Raw genomic sequence first — 25,913 nt, forward strand, 5'->3', positions numbered from 1 at the left:
CTGCGGAATGTACGGCTGCCGGCATCTGCCGGTTGGCCCGGAAGCCACTGGGGAGCGGCTGGACACAAAGGGAATTCTGGGGCTGTGAGAACTTTCTTCGGCAAGCTGGGGCTGAAAAGGCGTCAAAACAAAAAGCTAATAGCGGGTACTGCTGTTACCGCAGCGGGCGCTTTGCTGATCACCGGGGCAATTCTGTACCCGGGCTTCAAGACCACCGAGGTGGACTTGAACGACGGCGGCGTGTGGGTGGTGAGCAAAACCAAGAACGCCGTGGGCCGGTTGAACTACCCGTCCCGCGTTCTTGATGGTGCTGTGACACCCGCAACTACTACCTTTGACGTGCTGCAGCATGACGGCAACGTCTTTGTGGACGATGAGTCCGGCTCCACCATCAACCAGGTCTCTGCCGCGAACCTGAAGCTGGGCGGCGACAAGCAGCTGCCGTCGTCGTCGCAAGTCAGCTACGGCTCCACCGTGCTCTCGGTGACCGATCCCGCCCGCGGAAAAGTCTGGGCGTTGTCTCCGTCCACGGTTAACGGCTTCGATGAAGAAGGAACCGAGCCAGTCTTGACGGGCTCCCCGGGCGTGGTTTCGGCAGTGGGATCCGACAACAGGATCTACACGGCGGACCCTGGCAAGGGTGAAATCACCGTCACTACTGTGGATGCGAACGGTGAACGAACCGACTCGCAGGTTACCAAGGTGGACGAGCTCAAGGGTGCCGGCGATCTCCAACTGGCCGTGGTGGGTGACAAGCCGGTGGTTTTGGACGCCGCCTCCGGAAACCTCTTCCTGCCAGGAGGCCGGAAGCTCCAACTGGCCGATGCCCGGGAAGCAAAGCTGCAGCAGAACAGCGAAGGGAGCAATTACGTTGCCATTGCCACGCAGAAGGCCCTGCTGAAACAGCCCCTTGACGGGTCCACGGCGGCAACTGTCAGTGCTGACGGCGAAGGCGTCCCCGCTGCGCCCGTTCAGGTCAGTAAGTGTGTTCACTCGGCATGGTCGGGCGCCAACAAGTATGTCCGGGACTGCGACAACGATGCCGACGACAAGAAGAATGACGTCCCCAAAGCAAGCGCCTCGCCCAGCTACGTTTTCCGGGTGAACCGGGACCTTGTGGTCCTCAATGACGTCAATTCAGGCAGCGTGTGGCTGGTCAACCAGAATATGCAGCTGGTGAACAACTGGGACGACGTTGTCCCGCCCAAGAACCAGTCCGATGACCAGGACCAGGAGTCTGCGGACAACAACACCATCAACGTCCTCCCGGACCGCACCAAGCCCAACCGTCCGCCTGAGACAAAACCTGACGAGTTCGGTGTCCGCCCCGGGCGGACCTCAATTCTGAGCGTGCTGGATAACGACTCAGACCCCGACGGCGATGTCCTCACCGCCTCGGTAGGCGCCAATGGGCCAAAGATGGGTGCGTTGGAGAACATCTACGGAGGCTCTGCTTTCCAGATCAAGGTCCCGGCCGACGCCAAGCCGGGAACTGAAGTCTTTGACTACAACGCTGCCGATGGCCGTGACTTGTCCGCCGGCGGCAAGGTCACCCTGCGGGTAGTAGCTCCTGAAGAGAACAAACCGCCGATTTTCAAGCGAGGCGAACCCACCACCATGTTGGTGGAGCAGGGCAAGTCCGTCAGCCAGAACATTCTGACTGACTGGATGGACCCTGACGGCGATGACCTCGTCCTGCTGGATGCGAAGTCGGACAACGACCAGGACCAGGTGAAGGTTCGCCGCGATGGCCTACTGACGTACCAGGATTCGGGTGCAGCGCCGGGCAAGAAGAACGTCACCATCACCGTGTGGGACGGCCGGGCCACCACCACCGGCCGCATCGTGGTCAACGTGCAGCCACCGGGTGCCCTGGCCCCTGTAGTCAATGCGGACCACGTCACGGCTGTGGTTGGCCAGGACCTGGTGATCGCGCCGTTGAAAAACGATGTGGACCCCAACGGTGGCGCACTTCGTGTGGCCCACGTTGAGGCCGCCGGCCCGGCTGAGCTGGGCCCGGTGACGGACGGCGGCACCTTTACCTTCCGGAGCACCACGCCTGGCCCGATCTACCTGACGTACATTGCCAGCAACGGACCCCAGAGCAGCCAGGGACTGATCCGCGTGGACGTGGAGTCCGGTAAGGATCCCGGCGCGCCGGTTGCCGTTCATGACGTTGCCCTGCTCCCTGTGGGTGGAAGCGTCCTGGTTGATCCGCTGGCCAACGATTCCGATCCTTCCGGTGGCGTGCTGGTCCTCCAGTCCGTCACCGTGCCCGACGGCTCGTCGGCATCCGTCAGCGTGATCGACCACAGCGTCCTTCGCGTCACGGATGTCCTCGGTGCCAAAGAACCGTTCGTTTTCAGCTACACCATGTCCAACGGCCGTGCCTCGGCCACCGGGACAGTGGGTGTGGTCCCGGTGCCGGCTCCCGCCGTCGTCGAGGCTCCCCAGCCAAAACCTGACGAAGTCAACGTGCGCGTGAACGACGTCGTGACCATCCCGGTCTTGGACAATGACACCCACCCGCAGGGTGAGGAACTGTCCGTGGATCCGGTACTGGCGCAGAGCATTCCGGAGGAGGACGGTAAAGCGTTCATTTCCGAGAAGACCCTTCGCTTTATCGCCGGCCCCACTCCAAAAACCGTGCGCGCCATCTACAACGCCGTGGATCCGCAAGGGCAGAAGAGCGCCGCCGCGGTGACCATCCACATCCTTCCGCTGGAGGGCACGCAGAACTCGCGCCCGCAGCCGCAGAACCTCACGGCACGCGTGGTAGCGGGCGGCAGCGTCCGCATTCCGGTCCCGCTGGACGGCATCGACCCAGATGGCGACTCGGTGCAGCTCACCGGCATCGACAGCACTCCCACTATGGGAACCGCGACGGCGGGAAGCAGCTTCATCGATTTCGTCGCCGCCGGTGACGGTGCGGGTACGGATACGTTCAGGTACAAGGTGATCGACCGCCAAGGCGCGGTGAACACGGGAACCGTGACGGTTGGCGTTGCGCCACGTGGCGAAGACAACCAGAAACCCGCACCCGTGGATGACGAGGTCAAGGTTCGTCCCGGGCGCCAGATCGCCATCGACGCGACGGCCAATGACACCGACCCCGACGGCGACCTCATCCGTATCCTGACGGACAGCATTGACGCCCCCGGACTTGACGCCAAGGTCAGCCAGACCAGTGGCCGGATCCTGGTAACAGCTCCGGCAGCGGAGGGCACCGTCAACGTCCGCTACTCAGTGGCCGATGACCGCGATGCGGTGGGCCAGGCCAGTATTCGTGTGGTGGTCCAGAATGACCTGCCGTTGCAGGCACCGATTGCCCGCGACGACCGCGTGACCTCGGCCCAGACGCTCGGCAAGACGGCTGTGGACGTTCCTGTCCTGAAGAACGATGAGGACCCGGACGGCGTGGGGGAGAACCTCAAGGTCGCAACAGGCTTGGACACAGCACGCCCCGGACCCGAAGGCAACGTCATTGTTGACCTGACCGAGCAGCCGCAACTGGTGCCCTACACGGTGGAGGACGTTGATGGCCAGAAGTCCACAGCCATCATCTGGGTTCCCGGGATTGGCCAGCAGGTGCCCACGCTCGCTAAGGACGAGGTGGTGGAACTTGTCTCAGGTCAGTCCGTCACGGTGAACCTCGCGGAGTGGGTGAAGGTCCGCGAAGGAAAGTCGCCGCGCCTGACCCAAACCGACCGCATCAAGCTCATCGGAGCCGACGGCAGCGATCCCATAGCCAACGGTGGTACCGCGCTGAAGTACACCGCCGGCGCCGAGTACGTAGGCCCAGGTTCCATCAGCTTCGAAGTTACCGATGGGACAGGCCCGGACGACCCCAATGGTTTGAAATCGACGCTCAGCATCCGAACCAAGGTGCTGCCCGACCCCAACAAGAACAATCCACCGGTGCTGCTCGGCAGTGACGTGGAAGTTCCCAAGGGAGACTCTGCCAGCCTGGACCTGGAGAAGCTGACGTCGGATCCGGACTCGGATGACGTGCAGAACATGAACTACGAGCTGGTGGGCGACGCCCAGGGCGGCTTCAAGGTGAACGTGGATGGCAAGACGCTCAAGGTCTCCGCGGACGATTCCGTGCAGATCGGGCAGACAGGCACCGTCCAAGTGAAGGCAAAGGACCGCCGCGGGCTCGAAGCCGTGGCCACCTACAAGCTGTCCTTGTCGGCGTCCAACAGGCCCAAACCCGTGGCCAACGACGACGCCGAGCCGGATGCCCAATCCGGAAAGCCAGTGACCGTCAACGTGTTGGCAAATGACTCCAATCCGTTCCCGGATACTGCGCTGAAGATCGTCTCGGCCGTCACCGAAACGGGCCAGGGAACGGCTGACGTCGGGGGAGACAGTGTCACCGTCACCCCTGCAGGCGGCTTCACCGGCACCATGGTGGTGGCCTACACGGTGCAGGATAAGACCGGCGAGATTTCCCGTTACGCCACTGCCCGCATCCGGTTGACCGTCAAGGACAAGCCGGCCGCGCCCACCACACCCTTGGCTCAAAGCGTGGGGGACCAGACCGCGCTCCTGACGTGGAACGCGCCGCCTGATCGTGGCTCACCCATCACCAAGTACACGGTGTACGGGGAAAACGGCTTCACGCAGGACTGCCCCGCGAACACGTGTACGTTGACAGGGCTGACCAACAACGTGAAGTACCACTTCGCCGTCACCGCCACGAATGCGATTGATGAATCCGAACGCTCTCCGGTATCCGCCGAGGTCCGTCCGGACGTTAAGCCGGACACCCCTGTGGCACCGACGCTGAAGTTTGGCGATAAGCAACTCTCCGTGGCGTGGGTTCCTCCTGCGAGCAAGGGTTCGCCCATCAAGTCCTACGATCTGGAGATCTCTCCTGCTCCTGCCGGCCAGAATCCGCAGATCCAGAACCTCACAGGCAACAGTCACGTGTGGACCGGTCTGACCAATGGGGTGGCCTACAAGGTACGCGTCCTGGCAAGAAATGACGCCAAGGAGCCCTCGGAATGGAGTACGTACTCCGCAGCCGAGGTTCCTGCCGGCGTGCCGGCAACTCCTGCGGCTCCCTCGGTGGTAGGTGCAGGATCTGTAGATTCAAGAAGCCAACTGCAGGTCAGCTGGGCAGCGCCGAATAACAATGGTGATGCCGTGTCTACTTACACCCTGACGACCTACCGAGGTGGCGCCGTGGTAGCGTCGCAACCCGTGGCTGCGACGTCACAAAATGTGACGGTAGACAACTCCGAAGCTGACTACTCGTTCACAGTGTCGGCTACAAACAAAGCCGGCGTCAGTGGTGTCAGCCAACAGTCTGCGCCTATCCGTGCTGCTGGTAAGCCCGGAATGGTGGGTGCTCCATCGGCTGCCTTGGTTGAGACCAACGGTGATGGTGGCAAGATTCAAGTCACCTTCAATCCCTTGACAGCTGGGGAGCGAAACGGAGCAAACGTCAACGAGATCAGCTACCGGTACGCGCTGACTTCCGGTGGCGGCAGCGGCTCGATTCCTTCCGGCGGTGCTGTTGTGGCGGCCGCCAATGGCACCGATACAGCCGTTGTTGTGTGGGCAGTATCTGCACGAAACTCCACAGCCGGGGACCGAAGCCCGGCATCAAACACTGTCAATCCCTATGGGCTTGCAGCTGCGCCGGTGGTGACAGGTAGCAAGAGCAGCGGCGTCGGCGACAAGACGGTGTCCTGGACCTGGAACGCCCCCAGCGGTAATGGCCGCCCTGTAACGGGGTATCAGTACAGCCTTGATGGCGGAGCATGGACAAACACGGATCAGAGGTCGCTCTCACGAAGTGTGGGTTACAGCCAGACCGTTACACTTCAGGTCCGTGCGATCAGCGGCGGCCAAGCTGGCCGGGTGGGCAGTGATACATCCCGCAGTGGAGCCGAACCGCCTCCGCCGCCACCGCCTAACCCGCCCGCGCCATCGCAGATCCAGGCCCACAACAGCACTTGTCCCGGCCAACCAGGAAGGCCGGACTCGTACAACCCGAGTGGCCCCACGTGTGGAGTCGGCTGGGTGGAGCGCTCTTGGGGCTGGATTGATGTCACCTGCAGGGATGACATCTACAACAATGGCACGCCCTGGTACAAGCTCAACGGCTCGCCGAAGAGCGGCTGGTTCGTGAAGTCAACCACCGTGGACGTCCGCAATGGTGTGCCGCCACCCTGCTGACTCCTGGCCGGCCAGCCGAACAGCCGAAGCAACAACTACAACCCAACACCTCCATACCCAAGGAACAGGATCTACCGATGACCATGACAAACGAGCAGGCCGCCTGGTTTGCAGAGACGTTCGAGAAGCTCGTTGCCAACGTGGGCAAGGCCGTGTTGGGCAAGGAACACGTCATCCGGCTGACCTTCACCGCCATGATGGCCGAAGGCCACGTGTTGTTTGAAGACGCACCGGGCACGGGTAAGACTTCACTGGCGCGTGCCTTGGCCGCGACGGTCCAGGGTTCGCACAACCGCATCCAGTTCACGCCTGACCTTCTGCCCTCTGACGTGACGGGTGTGACCATTTACGATCAGAAGACCCAGAAGTTCGAGTTCCATAAGGGTCCGGTGTTCAACAACATCGTCCTGGCTGACGAAATCAACCGTGCTTCCCCCAAGACACAGTCCGCATTGCTGGAGGTCATGGAGGAATCCCGGGTCACCGTGGATGGCACCACCTACGAGGCTGGCCGCCCGTTCATGGTTCTGGCTACCCAGAACCCCATCGAGCAGGCGGGTACCTACCGTCTGCCCGAGGCCCAGCTCGACCGCTTCCTCATTAAGACCTCCATCGGCTACCCGGATCACGCTTCCACGGTTCGGCTGCTGGGCGGGGCCAACCTGAAGGATCGTTCGAAGGACCTCACGCCGTTGATCACCACCCAGGCTGTGGCTGATATGGCGGACCTGGCAGCCACAACCCACGTGGATACCGCTGTGCTGGAGTACATTTCGCGTCTCTGCGAAGAAACCCGTAATGCCGGCGAAACCCGTCTTGGTGTTTCGGTCCGTGGGGCATTGGCCATGGTTCGTGCCGCCAAGGTGTGGGCAGCCAGCCAGGGCCGCAACTTTGTGCTGCCGGATGACATCAAGGAACTCGCTCCCGTGGTGTGGACCCACCGTTTGGTGATGGACCCGGAAGCTGAATTCTCCGGGGCAACGCCCGAAGTGGTCCTTAACCGCGTCCTCGCCGACGTCGCCGCCCCGCAGCAACGCGCCAGCGCATAAACCCGGTACCGGGCATCAACCCGGTACCATGCGTTTCTCCACCGCACCCTAGCTCAAACAAAGGCACCCACATGTCCTCCAGCACACCCCTGAACAGGGCTGCTGATTCGTTCAAGCGCACCGCATCTGCACTTGGCGATAAGTTGCGCTCCCTGCGCGGCACTGGCAACGAACCGGGCAAGCGCCCCGGCAAGCCAGGTAAACGCGGCACCACCAGCAAGCTCCACCCCGCAGCCGTATGGTCGGAAGCCGCTGGAACTGCCGGCGATTTCCTGGCACCGGCGTGGGACAGGATCCGTGCTGTGTGGCTGAGGTTCGTTTGGCCTGTCCTTGCAGTGGTGAGCCTGCTCGGCTGGGTGGTGTTGGCTGCCTCAATCGCGCTCTGGTGGGCAGGGCAGGCGTGGGGGTGGCAGGAGGCCAAGTCTGCCTCGATGGTGGCTTTCCTGTTGTTCCTTCTGGCCATCGGCTTCATTGTGGGCCGTTCGGCGTATGGCGTGGTCCTCGACCTCGCCCGCACCCGGGTGGCTGTGGGGGATGACGCTGTGGGCAGTATTGCGGTATCCAACGTTTCCACCAGGCCGTTGTTGCCTGCGGCGCTGGAGCTCCCGGTGGGTTCAAATACTGCCGTTTTCCATTTGCCACGGATGAAGCCCGCCCAGGTTCATGAGGATCTTTTCACGATTCCCACGGCCCGCCGTGCAGTGATTGTGGTGGGTCCGGTCCGTTCTGTGCGCGCTGACCCCCTTCACTTGCTGCGCCGTCGCGTCATGTGGACTGAGCCGGTGGACCTGTTCGTGCACCCCCGCACGGTCTCCCTGGGCAGCTCGGCAGCAGGGTTTATCCGTGACCTTGAGGGCATGCCCACCACGGAGCTGTCCAGTGCGGATGTTTCTTTCCATGCTTTGCGCGACTATGTCCCTGGTGACGATCGGCGCCACATCCACTGGAAGACCACAGCCCGGACCAATAAGCTCATGGTCCGCCAGTTCGAGGAAACCCGGCGCGCGCACCTTGCCATTTCTTTGTCCATCAACACCGATGAGTATGATTCCGAGGCGGAGTTCGAAATGGCCATCTCCGTGGCGGCATCCATCGGACGCCAAGCGATCAGTGAACAACGTGACCTGGACGTCCTAACCCAGAAGGGGCCGCTCCGCTGCGAGACGGGCCGTAACATGCTGGACGACATGACCCGGGTTGTCGGGGCACCCATGCGGAAGACCGCCGTCGACCTCGCGCGGAACCTGTCTGACGCCGTCCCGAATGCCTCAGTGGTGTTCTTTGTGGTAGGCAGCCACGTGACGGCAACCCAGCTGCGCACCTGCGCTGCCTCCGTTCCTCCCGGCGTGCGGAGCCTGGCGGTGCGGGTTCAACCCGGCGCGGCGCCGTCGAGGGCTAATATCGCGGACCTGACGGTCCTGACGGTGGGCGACCTGGACGACTTGGCCATTGTTCTTCGAAAGGCGGCAGCATGAGCACCGCGCCCAATCTCCGTCCCCGCGCGAAGGAAGCGAAGGGCTCCCGCGCTGCCCAGGGGTCCCGGTCCGCGGCGCGCGCCCCGGGCGCATCCATCTTCAGCGACGGCAGGCCTCTGTGGCATTTTGCCATTGACTGCGGGGCGCTGATGGTGCTGCTGCTCCTTGGCGTGCTCGGTTTCGCTTTGAGCTTTGGGGGAGACCCCCATTACCTCATCGCAGGCTTGGGCGGCGTGCTGCTGGGGTTGGGTATCGCCGTCCTCAACGCGCACCTCCGTTTGGGGCTGCTGATCACCACAGCGGTGGCGTTCGGTGCGTACATGGTTTTCGGGTCGGCCCTGGCAGTGCCGGACTCGGCAGTTTTCGGATTCCTTCCCAGCCTCGACTCGTTGCGCACGCTCCTGCTGGGCGTTGTCTTCGCTTGGAAGGACATGCTGACTGTTGGCGTGCCTGTAGGGACCGCGAACGGCATGCTTATTGTGCCGTTCCTGAGTTCCTTGGTCACTGCGCTGGCTGCCGGTCTGCTCACGTGGCGTCTGAAGAGCCCCTACTGGCCTTTGCTTCCCGTGCTGGTTCTCTTTGTTACGGGCATTGCCTTCAGTACCAGTGCGGGTTTCCTCAACGTGGAGCGTGGCGTCTCCCTGACTATTGTGTCCATTGTGTGGGCGACGTTCCGCCGCGATGTACTCCGCCGGAACAGCACCAAAGCGGTTTCGGCCAACAGGCCGGATTCCGACGCCGCTACGGCCCGCCGAGGGCAGCTCCGCCGGCTGGGGACTGCTGCAGCAGTGATCGCCGTTGCGGTGGGTGTTACTGCAATCGCTTCGCCGTTGGTCACAGCCAGTGATGACCGCAAGGTCCTCCGCAACACGATCGTTCCGCCTTTCGATCCCCGGGATTACATCACCCCCTTGGCGAGCTTCCGCAGCTTCGTCAAGGATGAGAAGGACAAGACGCTGTTCACGGTCAAGGGGCTGCCCAAAGACGCCCGCGTCCGGCTGGCGGCGCTGGACGCCTTCAACGGCCTGAACTACACCATGGACCCCAACAGTTCCGGCAACTTCAGCAAGGTAGGCGACGCCCGTTCGCTCAATACGCTGGCCGACTCCGGGAGCCCGGTGCAGGGCACCAACTACACGCTGGACATCACTGTGGAGGACTACCAGGGCTACTTTGTTCCTGGTGGACGGCACACTACGGGGATGAGTTTTGCAGACACGTCCGGCGCAGCATCAGGGCTGTATTTCAACGCCGGCACCGATACCGCCGTGACCACCAAAGGCTTGGCAAGGGGCGATAACTACACTGTGCAGGTCTCGGACCCCGGGACGCTGGAGCACGGACAGCTCACGCAGTACGACTTTGCGAAGCTCACGCTGCCTGAGGCGGAGGAAGTTCCGCCGATTGTGGCGTCGCAGGCGAACCAGCTTTCGGAAGACGCACCGACGGCCATTGACCGTGTCCGGCAGATTGAGGCGCACTTCCAGAAGAGTGGTGCGTTCAGCAACGGGCTGGTAGCCGAGGGACAGCTCCCAAGCCTCCCCGGTCACAGCGCTGCACGCGTCCGCAACATGCTCTCGGCCAAGCAAATGCTGGGCGACGACGAACAGTACGCCGTATCCATGTCCCTCATGCTCCGTCACCTTGGCATACCGTCCCGTGTGGTGATGGGGTTCTACCCGGACCCCAAGAGCCCCGAGAACGGCGCTGGAGACATCAAGATCACGGGTAAGGATGTCCACGCCTGGGTGGAAGTGGCGTTCGACCGCGTGGGCTGGGTGACGTTCGATCCCACGCCGCCCAAGGACAACGTGCCCATCCCGCCGGACCCTGAGAACAAGTCCAAACCCAAGCCGCAGGTGCTGCAGCCGCCGCCCCCGCCGCAGGAGCCCGCGGACCTGCCGCCGGATTCCACACCGGATGCCCTGGACGCTGACGAGAAGAAGAACAACCCCTGGCTTTTCTGGGGTCCGCTGCTGGCGGCCATCGGCATGGCACTGATTCCGCTGGGGATCCTCGCCTTGCCGTTGTTGCTCATCCTTCTGTTGAAATCACGACGCCGGAAGGCGCGTTTCCGTGATGGCCACCCCGCGCAGCGGGTTGGCGCCGGCTGGAATGAAGTGCTGAGCCTGGTCACCGATATGGGTGCTTCGATCGACACCAAGTCCACCAGGCGCGAATCGGCCACAGTCATCGCTGACGCGTTCCCCACCACCGGAACTACCACCACCCTGCTTGCCCACCGTGCGGACGCCGCTGTGTTCGGTGCGGGCCAGCCCAGTGAGAAGGAGGTCAAGGAGTACTGGGAGATCGTTGATACGTCGCTGACCGACATCACCGGAAGCGTTGGTTTCTGGAAACGGCAGCAGGCACGATTCTCGCCGCGCTCGTTGCTGTCCGATGGCCGCGCTGCCCTTCGTCGCCGTCAACAGGGCACCTCCGATCCTGCGAAGCGCGGCTTCACCTTGCCGTTCAAGAAGGACACCACCGATGAGCAATGAGACAGAACTTTGCCCGGCCTGCCGGCACGGGGTACGCCCGGGTGCGACGTTCTGCACGCAGTGCGGTTCACCCCTGAGTAACCGTGGTGCCCGCAAGGAAGGCAATATCAACCATGCCCAAAAGGCGGCGTTGGAGTTCGCCAACCGGCACGGGTTCTCCGATCCCGGTAGTATCTCGGTAGTGTCGGCGCCGGAGTCGCCGATGCCGCACGGAACAAAAACCATGCCGGATGGTATGCCGGGGCCAGGGGGAGGGACCACAATGACCACCAAGCTCGAGTTGGCGCCCGCCACTACAGGGAAACGCCTGGGCGCAGCCGTGTTGGACTGGCTGGGTCCCTTTGCCGTGCTTGCCACCACGTTCGCTATTGGTATTGCCGGCATCACGCAGACCCGCAGGAACGGCTTCATTGTCTATGACACGGGCCTGCTGGTTCTGCTGGGCAGCATCGGCTTGGGCGTGACCGTGGTGTATACCTTTGTCATTCTTGGTCTTGAGGCGAAGTCCGGAAACACCATCGGTAACCAGCTCATGGGCATCCGCAGTGCGGATTCTGATGGCTACGCGCCGGGTGCCGGGGTTGTTTTTGTCCGGGGGATTCTCACCGGCGGACTTCTGCTGCTGGGTTCCATTGTTGCCGTCATCTTGTCCGCGCTCGGACTGATCGGGCTGGTCCTGTGGATCGCCCTGCCGTTGATGTTCCTGGGTGTTGTGTGGGCTGTCCTTGTGGTCATCTCCAACGCCTGGGACAAAAACGGCAAACTGCGCGGCTGGCAGGACAAAGCGGCAAAGTCCTTGGTGTTTGACGTCAAGCAGGGTCGTAACCCGGTGACCACCGGAGGCATCCAGGGCCCGTATAGTTTCGCCCCCATGGATCTCCCACCGGTTCAACCCGTAGCTTCGCCGGTACCGTCAGGCCCCGTGCCGGGTTCCCGTCAAGGTGCCACCGCACAGGCTGTCCCCGGCCAGGCTGCTCCCGCCCGGATCTCGCCTGCGCTGGCAGCGCCCACCCAGACTTCGCCAGCGCAAGCAACTCCCGCCCCTGCGACACCGGTGGCCCCTTCCGTGCAACCTTCGCATGATCCGAACCAATGGCGTCCGCCGTCGGCGCCTTTCGCGCCGGCATCGCGCACCACCATGGCGCCGCAATCCCCGGCTTCTTCCGTGCCGGCCGCGGCGCCAGCGGCGGTTCCTTCCGCGCAGGCCCCGGCAGCACCGCAGACCGCGGCAGCACCGCCGGCCGTAACAATCCCGCCTCACGACACTCCCGCGGCCACCGCCCACCCGGACGACGACGTGGAGCGCACCCAGATGCGCCCGGGTGCTGCCCGTGCCCAAGCCGTCCTGCGGATCCGGGTCGACGACGGCCAGGACATCCAGCTGGGCGGGTCAGTTCTCCTCGGCCGCAATCCGGCACCGCAGCCCGGGGAGTCCGTGGAGCAACTGCTGCCTGTGACAGATCCGGGCCGGTCCATTTCCAAAACGCATCTGCATCTGCGCGTTGATGGCGACGGAGTCTGGGTCACGGACCGCAATTCCACCAACGGCAGCGCCGTCACCACGCCGGACGGTTTGCAGACCAGGCTCAACCCGGGCGAAGCAAGCTTTGTCCGTCCCGGTTCCACCGTTCACTTTGGGGACCGTTCCTTCCACCTAGGACAAGCATGAATTCACAGCCGGCCACTCCCGCCAACGCCGAAGCGGGTCCCGCTGCAAGCGGAACGGCTTTTCGTCTCAGCTATGGGTACGGTACGGACCGCGGTCTTCGGCGCGAACTGAACGAGGACTCGTTCATCGCCTCTGACCCGGTCTTTGCTGTTGCCGACGGCATGGGCGGGCACGAAGCGGGGGAGATTGCCAGCGGCATGTGCGTGCGGGCCTTGGGCAGCGCTCCCGAATTGGCCACCGGCGTGCGCACTGCAACAGCAGCTGACCTTCAGTCCTGCCTGTTGAAGGCCGATGCCGCGATCCGCGACGCGACGGGCGCCCGTGCCGGGACCACGCTGTCCGGGGTAGTGGTGGTGGAACAGATGGGCCTGCCTTACTGGCTGGTGATGAACATCGGCGATTCCAGGACGTACCGCCTCAGCCAAGGCGAGTTCGCACAGGTCAGCGTTGACCATTCCGAAGTCCAGGAACTGGTGGATTCCGGAGACATCACTGCCGAGCAGGCAACAGTCCACCCCCGCCGTCACGTGGTGACCCGTGCCTTGGGCACCGGCGATGAGACTGAGGCTGACTTTTGGTTGCTTCCCATTCAGGAAGGTGACCGGATCATGATCTGCTCGGATGGTCTCAACGGTGAACTGGGGGATGACCACATGTTCCGCATCCTCAGCACCGTCGCCCATCCGCAGGACGCCGTGGACGCACTGATCCAAGCTGCTTTGCGGAGCGGTGGCAGGGACAACGTCACCGTCATTGTGGTGGACGCCAAAAACGTCTTGAACGATGCCGGAATCGCTATCACAGCGCCCCGCCCCGAGGTTCCGTCCGAGGTTGAAGAAGACACCCTTCCCCGGGCCTGGGTCAATGGCACGGATGAGGCCGTCGGGGCTAATCAGGAGGAAGGCGTTGATGGCAAGCAGTAACCCCCTTTTACTAACCCGCTACCAGCAGGGTGAGTGGTTTGGCGTTGTGCGGAACGGAACCGTGGTGCTTCTTGGCCCCGACACACCGCACGCACTGATCGACACCGTCTGGGAGTTGCTGGCATCGGCACCGGAGGCCCACGAAGTCCTCCATGAGGTGACGGAGGCCTTTGGTGTTTCCCTCAGCCGTATTCCACCGTTCGGGATCATTGATTCCAAAGACGCGCTCCGTGTGTTCCTCCGGGGAGACCTTGAACTGGTGGTGCAGTTGGGCGGAGGCGTGCAGTTGGGTGGTGGCGAGGAACGCCTGACGGGCCGTGACGTCACCACGTGGACCGAACGCCGGCTCGTGGATGCTACGGCCTACAGCGTCCGGATCGGGAATGGCACTGCTGTGTCTGCAGGAATTCCGACGGCGGGAGGGAGCCTCCCGCTGAACGCCTCGCCGGTGAACAGTCTCCCTGTGGGAGAAGGCGTGGTCCTCCTTGCAGCGCTCGACGCCGCTGCCGGGTCGGCCGGGCCCGCGGCTAGTGAGCCCGAGGTCAAGCCCGCAATGGTGTCCGATGAGACCATGATCGGTTACACGGAGGTGGACCTTGGCCTGACCATCGCACCCGGCCACATGATCAGTTCCGTGGGTTCTTCCACATCTGAGGAGGATGCTGCTGCCGAGGAGTCGTCGGCCTCCGAGGTGCCTGTGAAAACTGCGGTGCCTGCAGAACCGCGCGCATTCCAAGACGCCGCAGTGGCTGAGGAACCGGGAGTGTCGGAAGAACCCGTACTGCCTGGCGAAACCGTGCGGCCTGAAGAAGCTGCACTTACTGAAGAAGCCGCACCCCCTGCAGACCAGGTTGCGGACCAGGCTGAGGAGCAGGAGTCAGCTTCTGCGGCGGACTTGGATACATCCGGTGTGCCTGGCCATACGAGCACCACCGATCTCTTGGTTCCGTCACTGGAGAACACCACGAACTATGACCATTTGTGGGACAAAACGGTGATGCGGAACATCGAGGATGCCGCTGTTCGAACGGACAATGAGTCCGAAGACCACAGTTCACCGGCTGCCACGGCACCGGAAGCCTCAACGCCGCTGGACCTGAAATCCTCAACCGAAGCGACAGGCGAGGACCACCCGCCAGGAGGGGGCGGCGTCGGATCCGTTCCCCTCGCGCCTGCTTCCGCCCCGCAGGTTGACGACGAGAGTGTGTCCTCAGCAGGGACCACTACCGGACTGATTGACTCGGTCCCATGGCTGCGCAGCGGCTCTTCCACGTCCGGATCCAGTCAGCCAGCTGCTCAGCCCGGTCCCGCCGCCTCGCCCGCACCCCAGGTACCCGCGCCCCAAATACCGGCGGCGTGGCTCTCGGCCCCCGACGATAGCCCAGCGGACGAGGACTCGGATCATGACGGCCAAACCATCATGAAGAGCAGTCTTCCCTCTGCGAGCGAACAGGGACCCATGGCTGCTCCGGGTGGCGCTGATGCGCCTGCCGTCGTAGGGCCGAGCGTCCTGGCGCGCATGTGCTCCCAAGGTCACGCCAACCCGCCCACCTATCCGCAGTGCTCGGTATGCGGGGTTCCCGTGACAGGAGACGCCGTCCATGTACCGCGTCCACGACTGGGCCGGATGCGGGTTTCCACTGGTGAGCTGGTGGATTTGGACCAGTCGCTCATCATCGGCCGGCAACCGTCGGTCTCCCGCGTTCAAGGCGGCACCATGCCGCGCCTGGTCCAAGTGGACAGCCCCGGAGGAGATATTTCCCGCTCCCACGTGGAGGTCCGGCTGGAGGGTTGGCACGTCATGCTGTGCGACCTGAAAGCGACCAACGGAACCGTGCTTATCCGGGAGGGCCAGGCACCGCGCCGGCTTGCCCAAAACGAAATGGCAATCCTGCTGGACGGCGATATCGCCGAGTTGGGTGACAACATTTCACTGCGTTTCGAGGAGATTCTTTGAGTTCCAAGAGGCCCCCTGCGCCGCCTCCACCCATTCCGGGTTTCAAGTACATCAGCCTGCTGGGCTCTGGTGGCTTCTCGGATGTTTATCTTTATGAGCAGGACCGCCCGCGCCGAAAAGTAGCGGTCAAGGTGCTGTTGTCCGATCTGAAGACCGAAGGGGCACGCCGCCGTTTCGAGTCCGAAGCGAACCTCATGGCGCAGTTGTCGTCGCACCCTTACATCGTGACGATCTTCGAAGCCGAGATCACTGAAAACGGGCACTCGTACTTGGCCATGGAGTATTGCTCCAGGCCGAGCCTTGACGTCCGCTATCGTCGTCAGCGATTCAGCGTGGACGAAGTCCTGGCCGTCGGCATCCAGGTGGCCTCCGCCGTCGAGACAGCCCACCGGGCAGGCATTGTTCACCGGGACATTAAGCCAGCCAACATCCTGGTGACCGATTACAATCGGCCTGCCCTGACCGACTTCGGCATCTCTGGCACCATCGGCGCCGACACTGAAGACGACGCCGGAATGTCCATACCGTGGTCCCCGCCGGAGCAGTTCCGCGGTGGTGCCGTGGATGGCGTTCCCGTGGATGTTTGGGCGCTGGGCGCTACGTTGTACACGCTCCTGGCGGGTCGCTCGCCATTTGTCCTTCCGGGACAGGACAACTCCCAGCGGGAATTGATCTCCCGCATCACCAATTCTCCGCTGCCCAGGCTGGGACGCGCCGACGTTCCCGAGTCCCTGGAGCTGGTGCTGGCCACATCCATGGCCAAGTCACCGGAATCGCGATATTCGTCAGCGCACGCTTTCGCGTTGGCACTTCAGCGGATCCAAGCGGAACTGAACCTGTCCGTGACGCCCTTTGAGGTTCTTGAAGAACCCGGGCACGGTGACGATCAGCATCCGGACGACAACTTTGAGGAAACCCGGGTCCGGAGCATCGCTTCGATCGATCCCGACGCTTCGGGAACGGCCACCACAGGGTCGGCACCCACTTTCCCTGCGCGAACTTTCCCGTCCACGGTTCCGGGCGGGACCCAGCACCCGACCCAGCGGCCGGCGCCGCCGTTTGCCCGGCCCGCCAGCGAACCCCAGCCCGCCACCCCCTCGCACTCCAGCGACCCCTCACAACCTGTCCAGTCACAGGCCGGTCCGGCCGCCCCGCCCCGGTTCCATGCTCCGGCGACGCCTGGATACACGCCGCCCGGAGCCTACGCAGCTCCGGCCGAGCCTGACACTGCTGAGTCCACGGTCCTGCGCGGCTGGCAGCCCTCGCAACCGCAGGACGATCTTGGGTCAACAGTCAGCCGATCGAGCGCAGGTGCCCCGCCGGTGGCCCAGGAGGACGCTCCGCCGGCAGACCACAGCAAGCGCAATCTCTGGCTTGCAGCAGCAGGTGCTGCGGTACTGGTAGTTGCCATTGTGGTTGGCGTGGTCCTGGGTGCGCAGGCGCAGCCAAAGGTCGCACCCACGGAAACATCCAGCAAGCCGCCTGCCGATGCTTTGAGCGACGGCAGTGTTCCGGAAGTAGCGGGGTTGACGGCAGCACGGGACACCGCGGACCGGAACATCATCGTCTTCTCCTGGACCAACCCGCAGCCGATGCCCGGCGATACGTTCAAATGGCGCGTCAAATCTGCCAAGTCTGAAGGCGTCTACGAGAACACCGCAACCGGAAAAGCGTTCCTCTCCGGGTTTGACGAGCCACCCATCTGCGTGCAGGCCATCATTGTTCGCTCCGACGGTTCCGCGTCACCCGGCGGGCCGGACTCCATCGCCTGCCTGGACGAGTAGCCGGCACATGCGATCAAACTACCGCCGACCAAGGAGGCACAGATCATGGGGGATCTAGCAATAGATTTCTGTGGTGAATGGTACGAACCATCCGATGAGGACATCTTCGATATTGGACGCGAAGGCGACTTGGAAGTTGATGACAACCCGTACTTGCACCGACGCTTCCTGCAAATAGCCCGATACGACGGCATGTGGTGGCTCAGTAACGTGGGCAGCATGCTGTCCGCCACTGTGGCTGACGGTTCAGGCGGCATGCAGGCCTGGTTGGCGCCCGGCGCGCGGATCCCCTTGGTGTTCAGCCACACCAACGTGATTTTCACGGCCGGACCCACCACCTACGAGTTCGCGGTGCACTTGAAGACGCCGTCTTTCCGGCATGAAGCACGCGACGAAGACCAGGCGGGGGACACCACCATTGGGCCCGTGGTCTTCACCGATTCGCAAAAGGCGCTCATCGTTGCCCTGGCCGAGCCCATGTTGCGGCGCGACGGCACCGGTTTCAGCGCCATTCCATCCTCTGCCGAGGCCGCGAAGCGACTGGGCTGGGCACTGACCCGCTTCAATCGGAAACTGGACAACGTCTGCGACAAACTTGACCGGGTGGGCGTAGTGGGCTTGCGCGGCGGGGTTGGAAAACTTGCCACCAACCGCCGCGCGCGCTTGGTGGAACACGCCGTGACCTCGCACCTTGTGACCCCGGCTGACCTGCATCTTCTTGAGAAAATGAGTGGAGTCGACGAAGGATGAAGTTCCGCCTGACCTTGCGGCGTGACCCTGCGGAAGCAAAAGACCTCGCCGTAACGGTGGATGGTCGTGCCACCGTGGCTGACATTGCTACAGAATTGTGGGCCGCCGACCCCGCACGAAAGGGGACCGAACCGCCGTCGAACCTGTCCATCAGCGTGGACGAGGCTTTCGTCGGCGGCGGGCTCTCCGGGCACGTGCTGCGGCCTACGGACAACCTGCTGGAGTCCGGGTTGCGGCCCGGGTCCAAGGTCTCCCTCGCGCAGGTCAGCGAGCAGTTCGCGTCCAACGGCCACGCGAACGGCAATAGCCGGGGACCGGCAGCGGCGACGTTGCGCGTGATGTCAGGGCCCGACGTCGGACGGGAATTTTCGCTGCCTTTCGGCACCAGCTACATCGGCCGGGACCGGGACGCCGACATCCGGTTGTCGGACCCGCTGACCTCCAAGCGCCATGCCCGCATCACGGTGGGCGAAACCGTGGAAATCGTGGATACGAACTCCGCCAACGGACTCCTCATGGACGGGCTGCCGGTGACCCGCGCGACGCTTGAGTCCTCGGACACTGTCACGTTGGGCGACACATCCGTGGGCGTCGTTGCCCTGTCACGGAATCATGGTGGTGGTCCGTCGTCGCCTCTGGTGGATTTCAACCGATCGCCGCGGGTACTGCCCAGGTTCGAGTCGCCCAAGCGGGTACCGCCTGCCGGCCCCAAGCGCCCGGAACACCAGCCTTTCCCGTACATCATGCTGGTGGCCCCGCTGCTGATGGGTGGCGTGCTCTTCGCCGTCACCCAGAACCTGCTGTCCGTGCTGTTCATGGCCATGATGCCGTTGTTCATCGTGGGGCACTATGTGGACCACAAGATGCAGAGCAAGCGGCAGGCCAAGGAAGGCCACAAACAGTTCAAAGCCGCCATGCTTGCCTTCCGCGAGGACATTGACAAGCAGCAGAACATTGAGCGTGCTGTCCGGCTACAGGAAGCGCCGTCCGTGAGCGATACGGTGGACGCCATCTACAAACTCGGACCCCTGCTCTGGACCCACAGGCCCGAGCACCAGCACTTCCTGGGCGTCCGCTTCGGGCTGGGTTCGGCACCGTCGCGCATCCAGTTCGATGAACCAAGCGCCAACGAAACTGAACCGCAGTACATGCGGGAAATCCAGGAGTGCCTGACGCAGGTCCGTGTCATTGAGGGCGTCCCAATCGTCTCGCAGCTGCGTACCTCGGGCTCCTTTGGCGTCGCCGGGGACCGCAGCGTGGTGGATGACGTAGCCCGCGGCATGGTGCTCCAGCTGGTGGGGCTCCACTCGCCGGCCGAAGTTGTCCTCACATCACTGACCTCGGCACGCTCGCGTGAGCGCTGGGACTGGTTGCAGTGGCTCCCGCACGTTGGTTCGGGCCACAGCCCCATCTCCGGCGATCATCTGGCTGCCGGCCCCGGCGCCGGCGCCGCGTTGTTGTCCAAACTCGAAAGCCTCGTGGAAGAGCGCGAGTCCATGGCCAAGGAGCCTGGACCGCAACCCCGTCCTGGACTCAAGAATGAGCACGAGGAACTTCCGGGTCCGGTGGTCCCGGCCGTTCTGGTGATCGTTGAGGACGACGCCCCGGTGGACCGCGGCCGGCTCACACGCTTGGTGGAACGTGGACCCGACTACGGGGTGCACATCATGTGGGTTGCCGCCAATGTGCAGTCCCTGCCCGCCGCGTGCCGTGACTTCCTCTCCGTTGACGGCGACCACGGCACCACCACCGGCCAGGTCCGCTTGGGCCGCCACACCTACCCGGTCAGCTGCGAAAGCCTTGATGCGGACCTCGCCACACAGTTGGCGCGCATGATGTCGCCTCTGGTGGATGTTGGAAACCCGCTCGACGACGACTCCGACCTCCCACGCGCCGTCTCCTACGCCACGTTGATCGGCAAAGAACTGATGGACAACCCACAGGCCGTGGCTGAGCGTTGGCAGGAAAACAACTCCGTCCACGCCACTGCCGTGCCTAACCGCAAGGACAACGGCAGCCTCCGCGCACTGGTTGGTTCCAAAGGTGTGGAGCCCTTCTACCTGGACCTCAAGAACGAGGGTCCGCACGCACTGGTGGGTGGAACCACGGGTGCCGGTAAGTCCGAGTTCCTGCAGTCCTGGGTGATGGGCATGGCCGCCGCCTACAGCCCGGACCGCGTCAGCTTCCTGTTCGTGGACTACAAAGGCGGTGCTGCCTTTGCCGACTGCCTGCACTTGCCGCACACCGTTGGTCTGGTGACTGACCTGTCCCCGCACCTGGTGCGCCGCGCGCTGACCTCGCTCCGCGCTGAGCTGCACTACCGTGAGCGGCTGCTGAACCGGAAGAAAGCCAAGGACCTTCTGGCGCTGCAACGGGAAGCCGATCCTGAGGCGCCCCCTTACCTCATCATCATCGTGGACGAATTCGCTGCCTTGGCTACGGAAGTTCCCGAGTTCGTTGATGGTGTGGTGGACGTGGCCGCCCGTGGCCGTTCCCTGGGCCTGCACCTGATCCTGGCCACGCAACGCCCGGCCGGCGTCATCAAAGACAACCTGCGTGCCAACACCAACCTTCGCGTCGCGCTGCGCATGGCTGACGAAGTGGACGCAACAGACATTCTGGGCGTTCCCACCGCGGCCTACTTCGATCCTTCCATTCCGGGCCGTGGCGCTGCGAAGACCGGTCCGGGACGCATCCAGGGCTTCCAGACCGGTTATGCCGGCGGATGGACCACCGAAAAGCCGCAGCGTCCCAGGATCGACATTGTGGAGATGGCGTTCGGTTCCGGACCCACGTGGGAACCGCCCTTGGTGTCACAAGTGGAAGAGGAACCTGCCGGTCCCAACGACATCGCGCGGATGACCGGGAACATCATCCGGGCAGCTGACGTCCTGTCTATTGAACCGCCGCGCAAGCCGTGGCTGAACGAGCTCGCCACCACCTACGATTTCTCCAAGCTTCCCAATCCCCGGACCGATGAACGCCTCCTGCTTGGAGTGGCGGATGACCCCGCGCACCAAGACCAGCCCACCGTGTTCTACGAGCCGGACAAAGATGGCAACATGGCCGTCTACGGCACGGGCGGATCAGGAAAGTCGGCGGCGTTGCGCAGCATTGCCATCGCAGCAGCAGTCACGCCGCGCGGAGGGCCCGTGCACGTCTACGGCGTGGACTGTGGTTCGTCAGGGCTCAAGATGCTTGATGGACTTCCCCATGTTGGTGAAATCATCAACGGCGACGATGTGGAGCGCGTTGGGCGACTGCTGCGTTGGCTCAAGGAAGTGGCGGATGATCGCGCAGCACGGTTTGCCGAGGTCCGGGCCTCCACCATCGTCGAATACCGGCAGCTGGCCAACCGGCCCGAAGAAAAGCGCATCTTCATCCTGGTGGACGGCATGTCTTCCTTCCGTGAGTCCTACGAGTACAGCAACTTGTCCGCACTATGGGACATCTTCCTGACGCTGGCAACTGACGGACGCCCCCTGGGCATCCACCTGGTAGTCAGCGGTGACCGCACCAACTCCGTACCGGCGTCGCTCCTGGCTTCCATCCAGAAGAGGCTGGTCCTGCGTCTTAGTTCCGAAGATGACTACATGACCCTTGATGTTCCCAAGGATGTCCTCAACGCAGCCTCACCTCCGGGACGTGGCTTGTTGGACGGGCTTGAAGTTCAGCTCGCTGTACTGGGAGGCAACTCGAACCTCGCGCTCCAAGCCCGCGAGGTGGCCAAGCTCAGCCAGGCGATGTTGCGCCAGGGCCTGGAGCAGGCGCCTCAGATCCAGCGGCTCCCGGAACTGGTGGACTTGGACATCCTGCCCAACGGAGCTCCGGACAACCCCGTCATTGGTGTCGACGACGAAACGCTGGGTTCGGCGGCCATCGCTGCCAAGGGATCCCTTCTGCTGGCCGGCCCTCCAGGTGCCGGACGTACGGTGGCACTGGTCACCTTGGCCTACGCCCTGCGGCGCTCGAACCCGCGAACTGACCTCATCTACATTGGGTCCCGGCGCTCCGCCGTGGCGTCACTGAACATCTGGAGCAGGTCGCTGGTGGGTCCGGACGAAGTCTCGGATGTGGTGGATGACCTGATCGACAAAGCCGCGGACAACCCTGGCACCATGGCCATCTTCATCGAGGGCCTGACAGAGTTCACGGACACGTTGGCGGAATCTGGCGTGGGTCGCCTGGTGACCGCCGCGATCAAGGCTGACCAGTGGGTGGTCGGCGAGTCGGAAACGTCCACCTGGTCCCAGGCCTGGTCCCTGGCCCAGCCGTTCAAATCCGGGCGTCGCGGGCTCCTGCTCAACCCCGGGGACGTGGAAGGCGACACCCTCCTCAACACTTCCCTTGGCCGGATCAGTAAGGACTTCATCCCGGGCCGCGGCTACATTGTGGGTCGTGGAAAGGTACGCAAGCTCCAGATCGCCATGCCGCCGGAAAACCGTAGCTAGCCGGGTTGGGATCGAGGATGTCTGAGGGTTACGGCAAGATAGACCTGTGAGCACACCAGAGAATCCGGATCCGGTAGAGACCACAAGCCAGCAAGTCGCCGCGGCGATCGTCGCAGAGGAGGGGACTCCGCCATCGGAGACCCTGCGCGATGAGTACGAGGAATTAGCGGACCTCGTCCGTAAGTACCGTTACGCCTACTACCAGGAAGACGCGCCCACGGTTTCCGACGCCGAGTTCGATGAACTCTACCGCCGGTTGGAGGAACTGGAAGCACTTCATCCGGAGCTTGTCTCCAATGACTCGCCCACGCAGGAGGTTGGCGGCGAAGTGTCGTCTGCTTTCGCGGCAGTGGAGCACCTGCAGCGGATGTACAGCCTTGACGACGTCTTCTCCTTGGACGAGCTGGAGGCGTGGGTCCGGAAGGCCGAAGCTTCCGTTGCCAAGCTAGGCGATTCCGTCCCGCCCATCGCGTGGCTGACTGAGCTGAAGATCGATGGCCTTGCCGTAAATCTGCTGTACCGGGACGGCAAACTGGTCCGCGCCGCAACGCGCGGCGACGGCACCACGGGCGAAGACATCACGCATAACGTCCTCACCATCAAGGAGATCCCACGGCAGCTCAGTGGATCGGGATACCCCTCGGAAGTGGAAATCCGTGGCGAGGTGTTCATCCCGTCCAAAGCGTTTGTGGCGTTCAACGAAACGCTGGTCGCGGCCGGTAAGGCACCGCTTGCGAACCCCCGTAACGCTGCCGCTGGTTCACTTCGCCAAAAGGACCCCGCGGAGACCGCCAAGCGCCCCCTCAGCATGTTCGTCCACGGCATCGGAGCCCGCGAAGGGCTGGAAGCCAAGAGCCAATCCGACACCTACAAGCTCCTCGAGGAGTGGGGGCTCCCTGTCAGCCCGTACCTCAAGGTGCTGGATACGTTCGAGGACGTCCTGAAATACATTGCCGACTACGGTGAGCGCCGGCACAAGCTCCTGCACGAGATCGATGGCATCGTGGTCAAGATTGACGACTTCGCCACCCAGCGGGCACTTGGTTACACCTCCCGGGTTCCCAGATGGGCTGCTGCCTACAAGTACCCGCCAGAAGAGGTCCACACCAAGCTTCTGGACATTGCAGTCAATGTGGGCCGCACCGGGCGGGTAACTCCCTTTGGCCTGATGGAGCCGGTGAAAGTTGCCGGTTCCACAGTTGGCATGGCCACCTTGCACAATCAGGACGTGGTTAAGGCCAAGGGCGTCATGATCGGCGACATCGTGATTCTCCGCAAGGCAGGAGACGTCATTCCGGAGATCGTTGGACCCGTGCTGGCGCTGCGTGAGAAGCAGGATCCACCGGTGCGCGAATTTGTGATGCCCACCGAATGTCCGTCCTGTGGGACGCCGCTGGCGCCATCGAAGGAAGGCGACGTGGATATCCGTTGCCCCAATGCCAAGTCATGCCCCTCTCAGCTGCGGGAGCGGGTCTTCCACCTCGCGGGCCGTGGGGCGTTCGACATCGAAGCACTTGGCTGGGAAGCAGCCATCGCCCTGACGCAACCGGCAGAACCGGAAACACCGCCCCTCACCAGTGAGGCAGGCCTTTTCAGCCTGACCCGCGAGGACCTGGCAGAGGTCAAAATCCGTAGGGAAAAGCGTTCCAAGGGTGTGGGAACGGGCGACTACGAGCTCGTCCCGTACTTCTACACCAAGGGAACGGCCAAGTCTCCGTCCAAACCAACGGCAACCACGGAGAAGCTGTTCGTGGAGCTGGAGAAGGCGAAGACGCAGCCTCTGTGGCGCGTTCTGGTGGCGCTCTCCATCAGGCATGTTGGGCCCACGGCATCACGCGCCCTTGCCACCGCGTTTGGCAGCATGGACGCCATCCGCAACGCCACGGAAGAGCAAATGGCTCATGTTGATGGCGTAGGCCCCACCATTGCGGTGGCGCTCAAGGAATGGTTCGCCGTGGACTGGCACAACGAGATCGTGGACAGCTGGGCCGCTGCCGGGGTGCGGATGGAGGACGAACGCGACACCTCAATGCCGCGAACCCTTGAAGGGCTGACTGTGGTGGTCACCGGTACGCTGCCCAACTTCAGCCGCGACGAGGCCAAGGAAGCCATCATCATCCGTGGCGGCAAGGCCTCCGGATCTGTCTCCAAGAACACCAGCTATTTGGTGGCCGGTGAAAGCGCCGGCACCAAGCTGGACAAGGCGGAGCAACTCGGCGTCCCGGTGCTGGACGAGGACGGCTTCCGCGAGCTCCTGGCCAAGGGTCCGGCACAGGCGGAAACTGGATCGGAAGCAACCCCTGCGGATGAAGCATCAGCGGAAGCGGCTTCAGAATGACGGACGCCAAGGAGCTGCTTGCTGTGGCCAAACGTGCTGCGGCAGCCGGAGCTGCTGTGCTTGCGCAGCGGTCGGCCACTGGTACGGGTGGTGACGGTTTGGAGACCACTAACAAGGGTGAAGCCGGGGACTGGGTCACGGCCTTCGATGTCGCGGCGGAGAACGCGGTGCGCGAGGCGATTATTGCCGAGCGGCCGCACGACACCATCACTGGGGAGGAACATGGCACTACCCGGCCGGAGCAACCCTCCGGGTACCGCTGGTCCATTGATCCTCTGGACGGGACCACCAACTTCATCCGCAACATCGTCTACTACGCCACCTCCGTAGCGGTGGCGGATTCCGACGGCGTCTGGCAGGCCGGCGTCGTTCACGCGCCGGCGCTGGGCCGCATCTACTTCGCAGCCCGCGGGCTCGGCGCCTGGATGGAGGCCGGGGGAGAGGCGACGCCTCTTGCCGGTCCTGTCCCCGGGCGCACAGGGCTCATTTTGGCCACAGGCTTCAGTTACGACCCCGCCACACGAGCCAGCCAATCGGAAGGCCTCGCCGGGCTCATGGATGGTTTTGCCGATGTCCGGCGTCTCGGGTCGGCAGCCTTGGACCTCTGCCTCGTGGCCGACGGTACCTTTGATGCCTACGGCGAACGCGGCCTCAACGAGCACGACTTCGCCGCCGGGGCCCTCATTGCGGAAGAAGCAGGTTGCTGGGTTCGGCGGCCGCGATTGGAAAGCCCCCTTGATGGCGGCCCCAGCGCGGAAGACCGCTTGGCATCATGGATGTGCGCCGGGGCCCTTGAACTATCCGGCAAGTTCCCTTTGTGACCGCCG

At 63.4% G+C, this 25,913-nt stretch carries 12 protein-coding genes; all 12 read left to right on the plus strand.

Annotated features, from left to right (window positions below):
* Positions 1-84 precede the first annotated feature (84 nt).
* The 12 genes from ACZ5J0_RS06330 (at position 85) to ACZ5J0_RS06385 (ending at position 25,907) form a co-directional block, all read left to right on the plus strand.
* Positions 85-6,189, plus strand: coding sequence for an Ig-like domain-containing protein (locus tag ACZ5J0_RS06330; protein ID WP_464094429.1), 6,105 nt, complete (start codon positions 85-87; stop codon positions 6,187-6,189).
* A 77-nt stretch (positions 6,190-6,266) separates the two neighbouring features.
* Positions 6,267-7,238, plus strand: a complete 972-nt coding sequence (locus tag ACZ5J0_RS06335; protein ID WP_142939779.1) for an AAA family ATPase — start codon at positions 6,267-6,269, stop codon at positions 7,236-7,238.
* A 71-nt stretch (positions 7,239-7,309) separates the two neighbouring features.
* Entirely contained in the window at positions 7,310-8,713 is a 1,404-nt protein-coding gene (locus tag ACZ5J0_RS06340) for a DUF58 domain-containing protein (RefSeq protein ID WP_223942132.1), read from the plus strand.
* Positions 8,710-11,214 carry a transglutaminase TgpA family protein gene (locus tag ACZ5J0_RS06345; RefSeq protein WP_464094430.1) on the plus strand — a complete coding sequence of 835 codons (2,505 nt, stop codon included), beginning with the start codon at positions 8,710-8,712 and terminating at the stop codon, positions 11,212-11,214. Before ACZ5J0_RS06340 ends, ACZ5J0_RS06345 begins: the two co-directional genes overlap by 4 nt.
* The gene (locus ACZ5J0_RS06350) at positions 11,204-12,883 is read left to right on the plus strand and encodes an RDD family protein (RefSeq protein WP_464094431.1); all 1,680 of its coding nucleotides are present in this window, start codon (positions 11,204-11,206) and stop codon (positions 12,881-12,883) included. The genes ACZ5J0_RS06345 and ACZ5J0_RS06350 overlap by 11 nt, the downstream gene beginning before the upstream one ends.
* Entirely contained in the window at positions 12,880-13,806 is a 927-nt protein-coding gene (locus tag ACZ5J0_RS06355) for a PP2C family protein-serine/threonine phosphatase (RefSeq protein ID WP_250820979.1), read from the plus strand. Before ACZ5J0_RS06350 ends, ACZ5J0_RS06355 begins: the two co-directional genes overlap by 4 nt.
* Positions 13,793-15,763, plus strand: a complete 1,971-nt coding sequence (locus ACZ5J0_RS06360; RefSeq protein WP_464094432.1) for an FHA domain-containing protein — start codon at positions 13,793-13,795, stop codon at positions 15,761-15,763. Before ACZ5J0_RS06355 ends, ACZ5J0_RS06360 begins: the two co-directional genes overlap by 14 nt.
* Entirely contained in the window at positions 15,760-17,547 is a 1,788-nt protein-coding gene (locus ACZ5J0_RS06365; RefSeq protein ID WP_464094433.1) for a serine/threonine-protein kinase, read from the plus strand. The genes ACZ5J0_RS06360 and ACZ5J0_RS06365 overlap by 4 nt, the downstream gene beginning before the upstream one ends.
* A gap of 45 nt (positions 17,548-17,592) precedes the next feature.
* Entirely contained in the window at positions 17,593-18,297 is a 705-nt protein-coding gene (locus ACZ5J0_RS06370; RefSeq protein ID WP_141283662.1) for a hypothetical protein, read from the plus strand.
* Complete coding sequence (locus ACZ5J0_RS06375) at positions 18,294-22,748, plus strand: FtsK/SpoIIIE domain-containing protein (protein ID WP_464094434.1); 4,455 nt, start codon at positions 18,294-18,296, stop codon at positions 22,746-22,748. Before ACZ5J0_RS06370 ends, ACZ5J0_RS06375 begins: the two co-directional genes overlap by 4 nt.
* Positions 22,749-22,794: 46 nt before the next feature.
* Positions 22,795-25,086, plus strand: a complete 2,292-nt coding sequence (ligA, locus tag ACZ5J0_RS06380; RefSeq protein WP_464094435.1) for an NAD-dependent DNA ligase LigA — start codon at positions 22,795-22,797, stop codon at positions 25,084-25,086.
* Positions 25,083-25,907 carry an inositol monophosphatase family protein gene (locus ACZ5J0_RS06385; RefSeq protein ID WP_142939768.1) on the plus strand — a complete coding sequence of 275 codons (825 nt, stop codon included), beginning with the start codon at positions 25,083-25,085 and terminating at the stop codon, positions 25,905-25,907. The genes ligA and ACZ5J0_RS06385 overlap by 4 nt, the downstream gene beginning before the upstream one ends.
* Positions 25,908-25,913 lie beyond the last annotated feature (6 nt).

It is taken from the genome of Arthrobacter sp. DualSoilB13 (assembly GCF_055389195.1).

Excerpts from the sequence above, each read along its gene's own strand:
- ACZ5J0_RS06370 (WP_141283662.1), top strand. The coding sequence starts at position 17,593 with ATGGGGGATCTAGCAATAGATTTCTGTGGTGAATGGTACGAACCATCC.
- ACZ5J0_RS06350 (WP_464094431.1), top strand. The coding sequence starts at position 11,204 with ATGAGCAATGAGACAGAACTTTGCCCGGCCTGCCGGCACGGGGTACGC.
- ACZ5J0_RS06385 (WP_142939768.1), top strand. The coding sequence starts at position 25,083 with ATGACGGACGCCAAGGAGCTGCTTGCTGTGGCCAAACGTGCTGCGGCA.
- ACZ5J0_RS06335 (WP_142939779.1), top strand. The coding sequence starts at position 6,267 with ATGACCATGACAAACGAGCAGGCCGCCTGGTTTGCAGAGACGTTCGAG.
- ACZ5J0_RS06340 (WP_223942132.1), top strand. The coding sequence starts at position 7,310 with ATGTCCTCCAGCACACCCCTGAACAGGGCTGCTGATTCGTTCAAGCGC.
- ACZ5J0_RS06360 (WP_464094432.1), top strand. The coding sequence starts at position 13,793 with ATGGCAAGCAGTAACCCCCTTTTACTAACCCGCTACCAGCAGGGTGAG.
- ACZ5J0_RS06345 (WP_464094430.1), top strand. The coding sequence starts at position 8,710 with ATGAGCACCGCGCCCAATCTCCGTCCCCGCGCGAAGGAAGCGAAGGGC.
- ACZ5J0_RS06355 (WP_250820979.1), top strand. The coding sequence starts at position 12,880 with ATGAATTCACAGCCGGCCACTCCCGCCAACGCCGAAGCGGGTCCCGCT.
- ACZ5J0_RS06375 (WP_464094434.1), top strand. The coding sequence starts at position 18,294 with ATGAAGTTCCGCCTGACCTTGCGGCGTGACCCTGCGGAAGCAAAAGAC.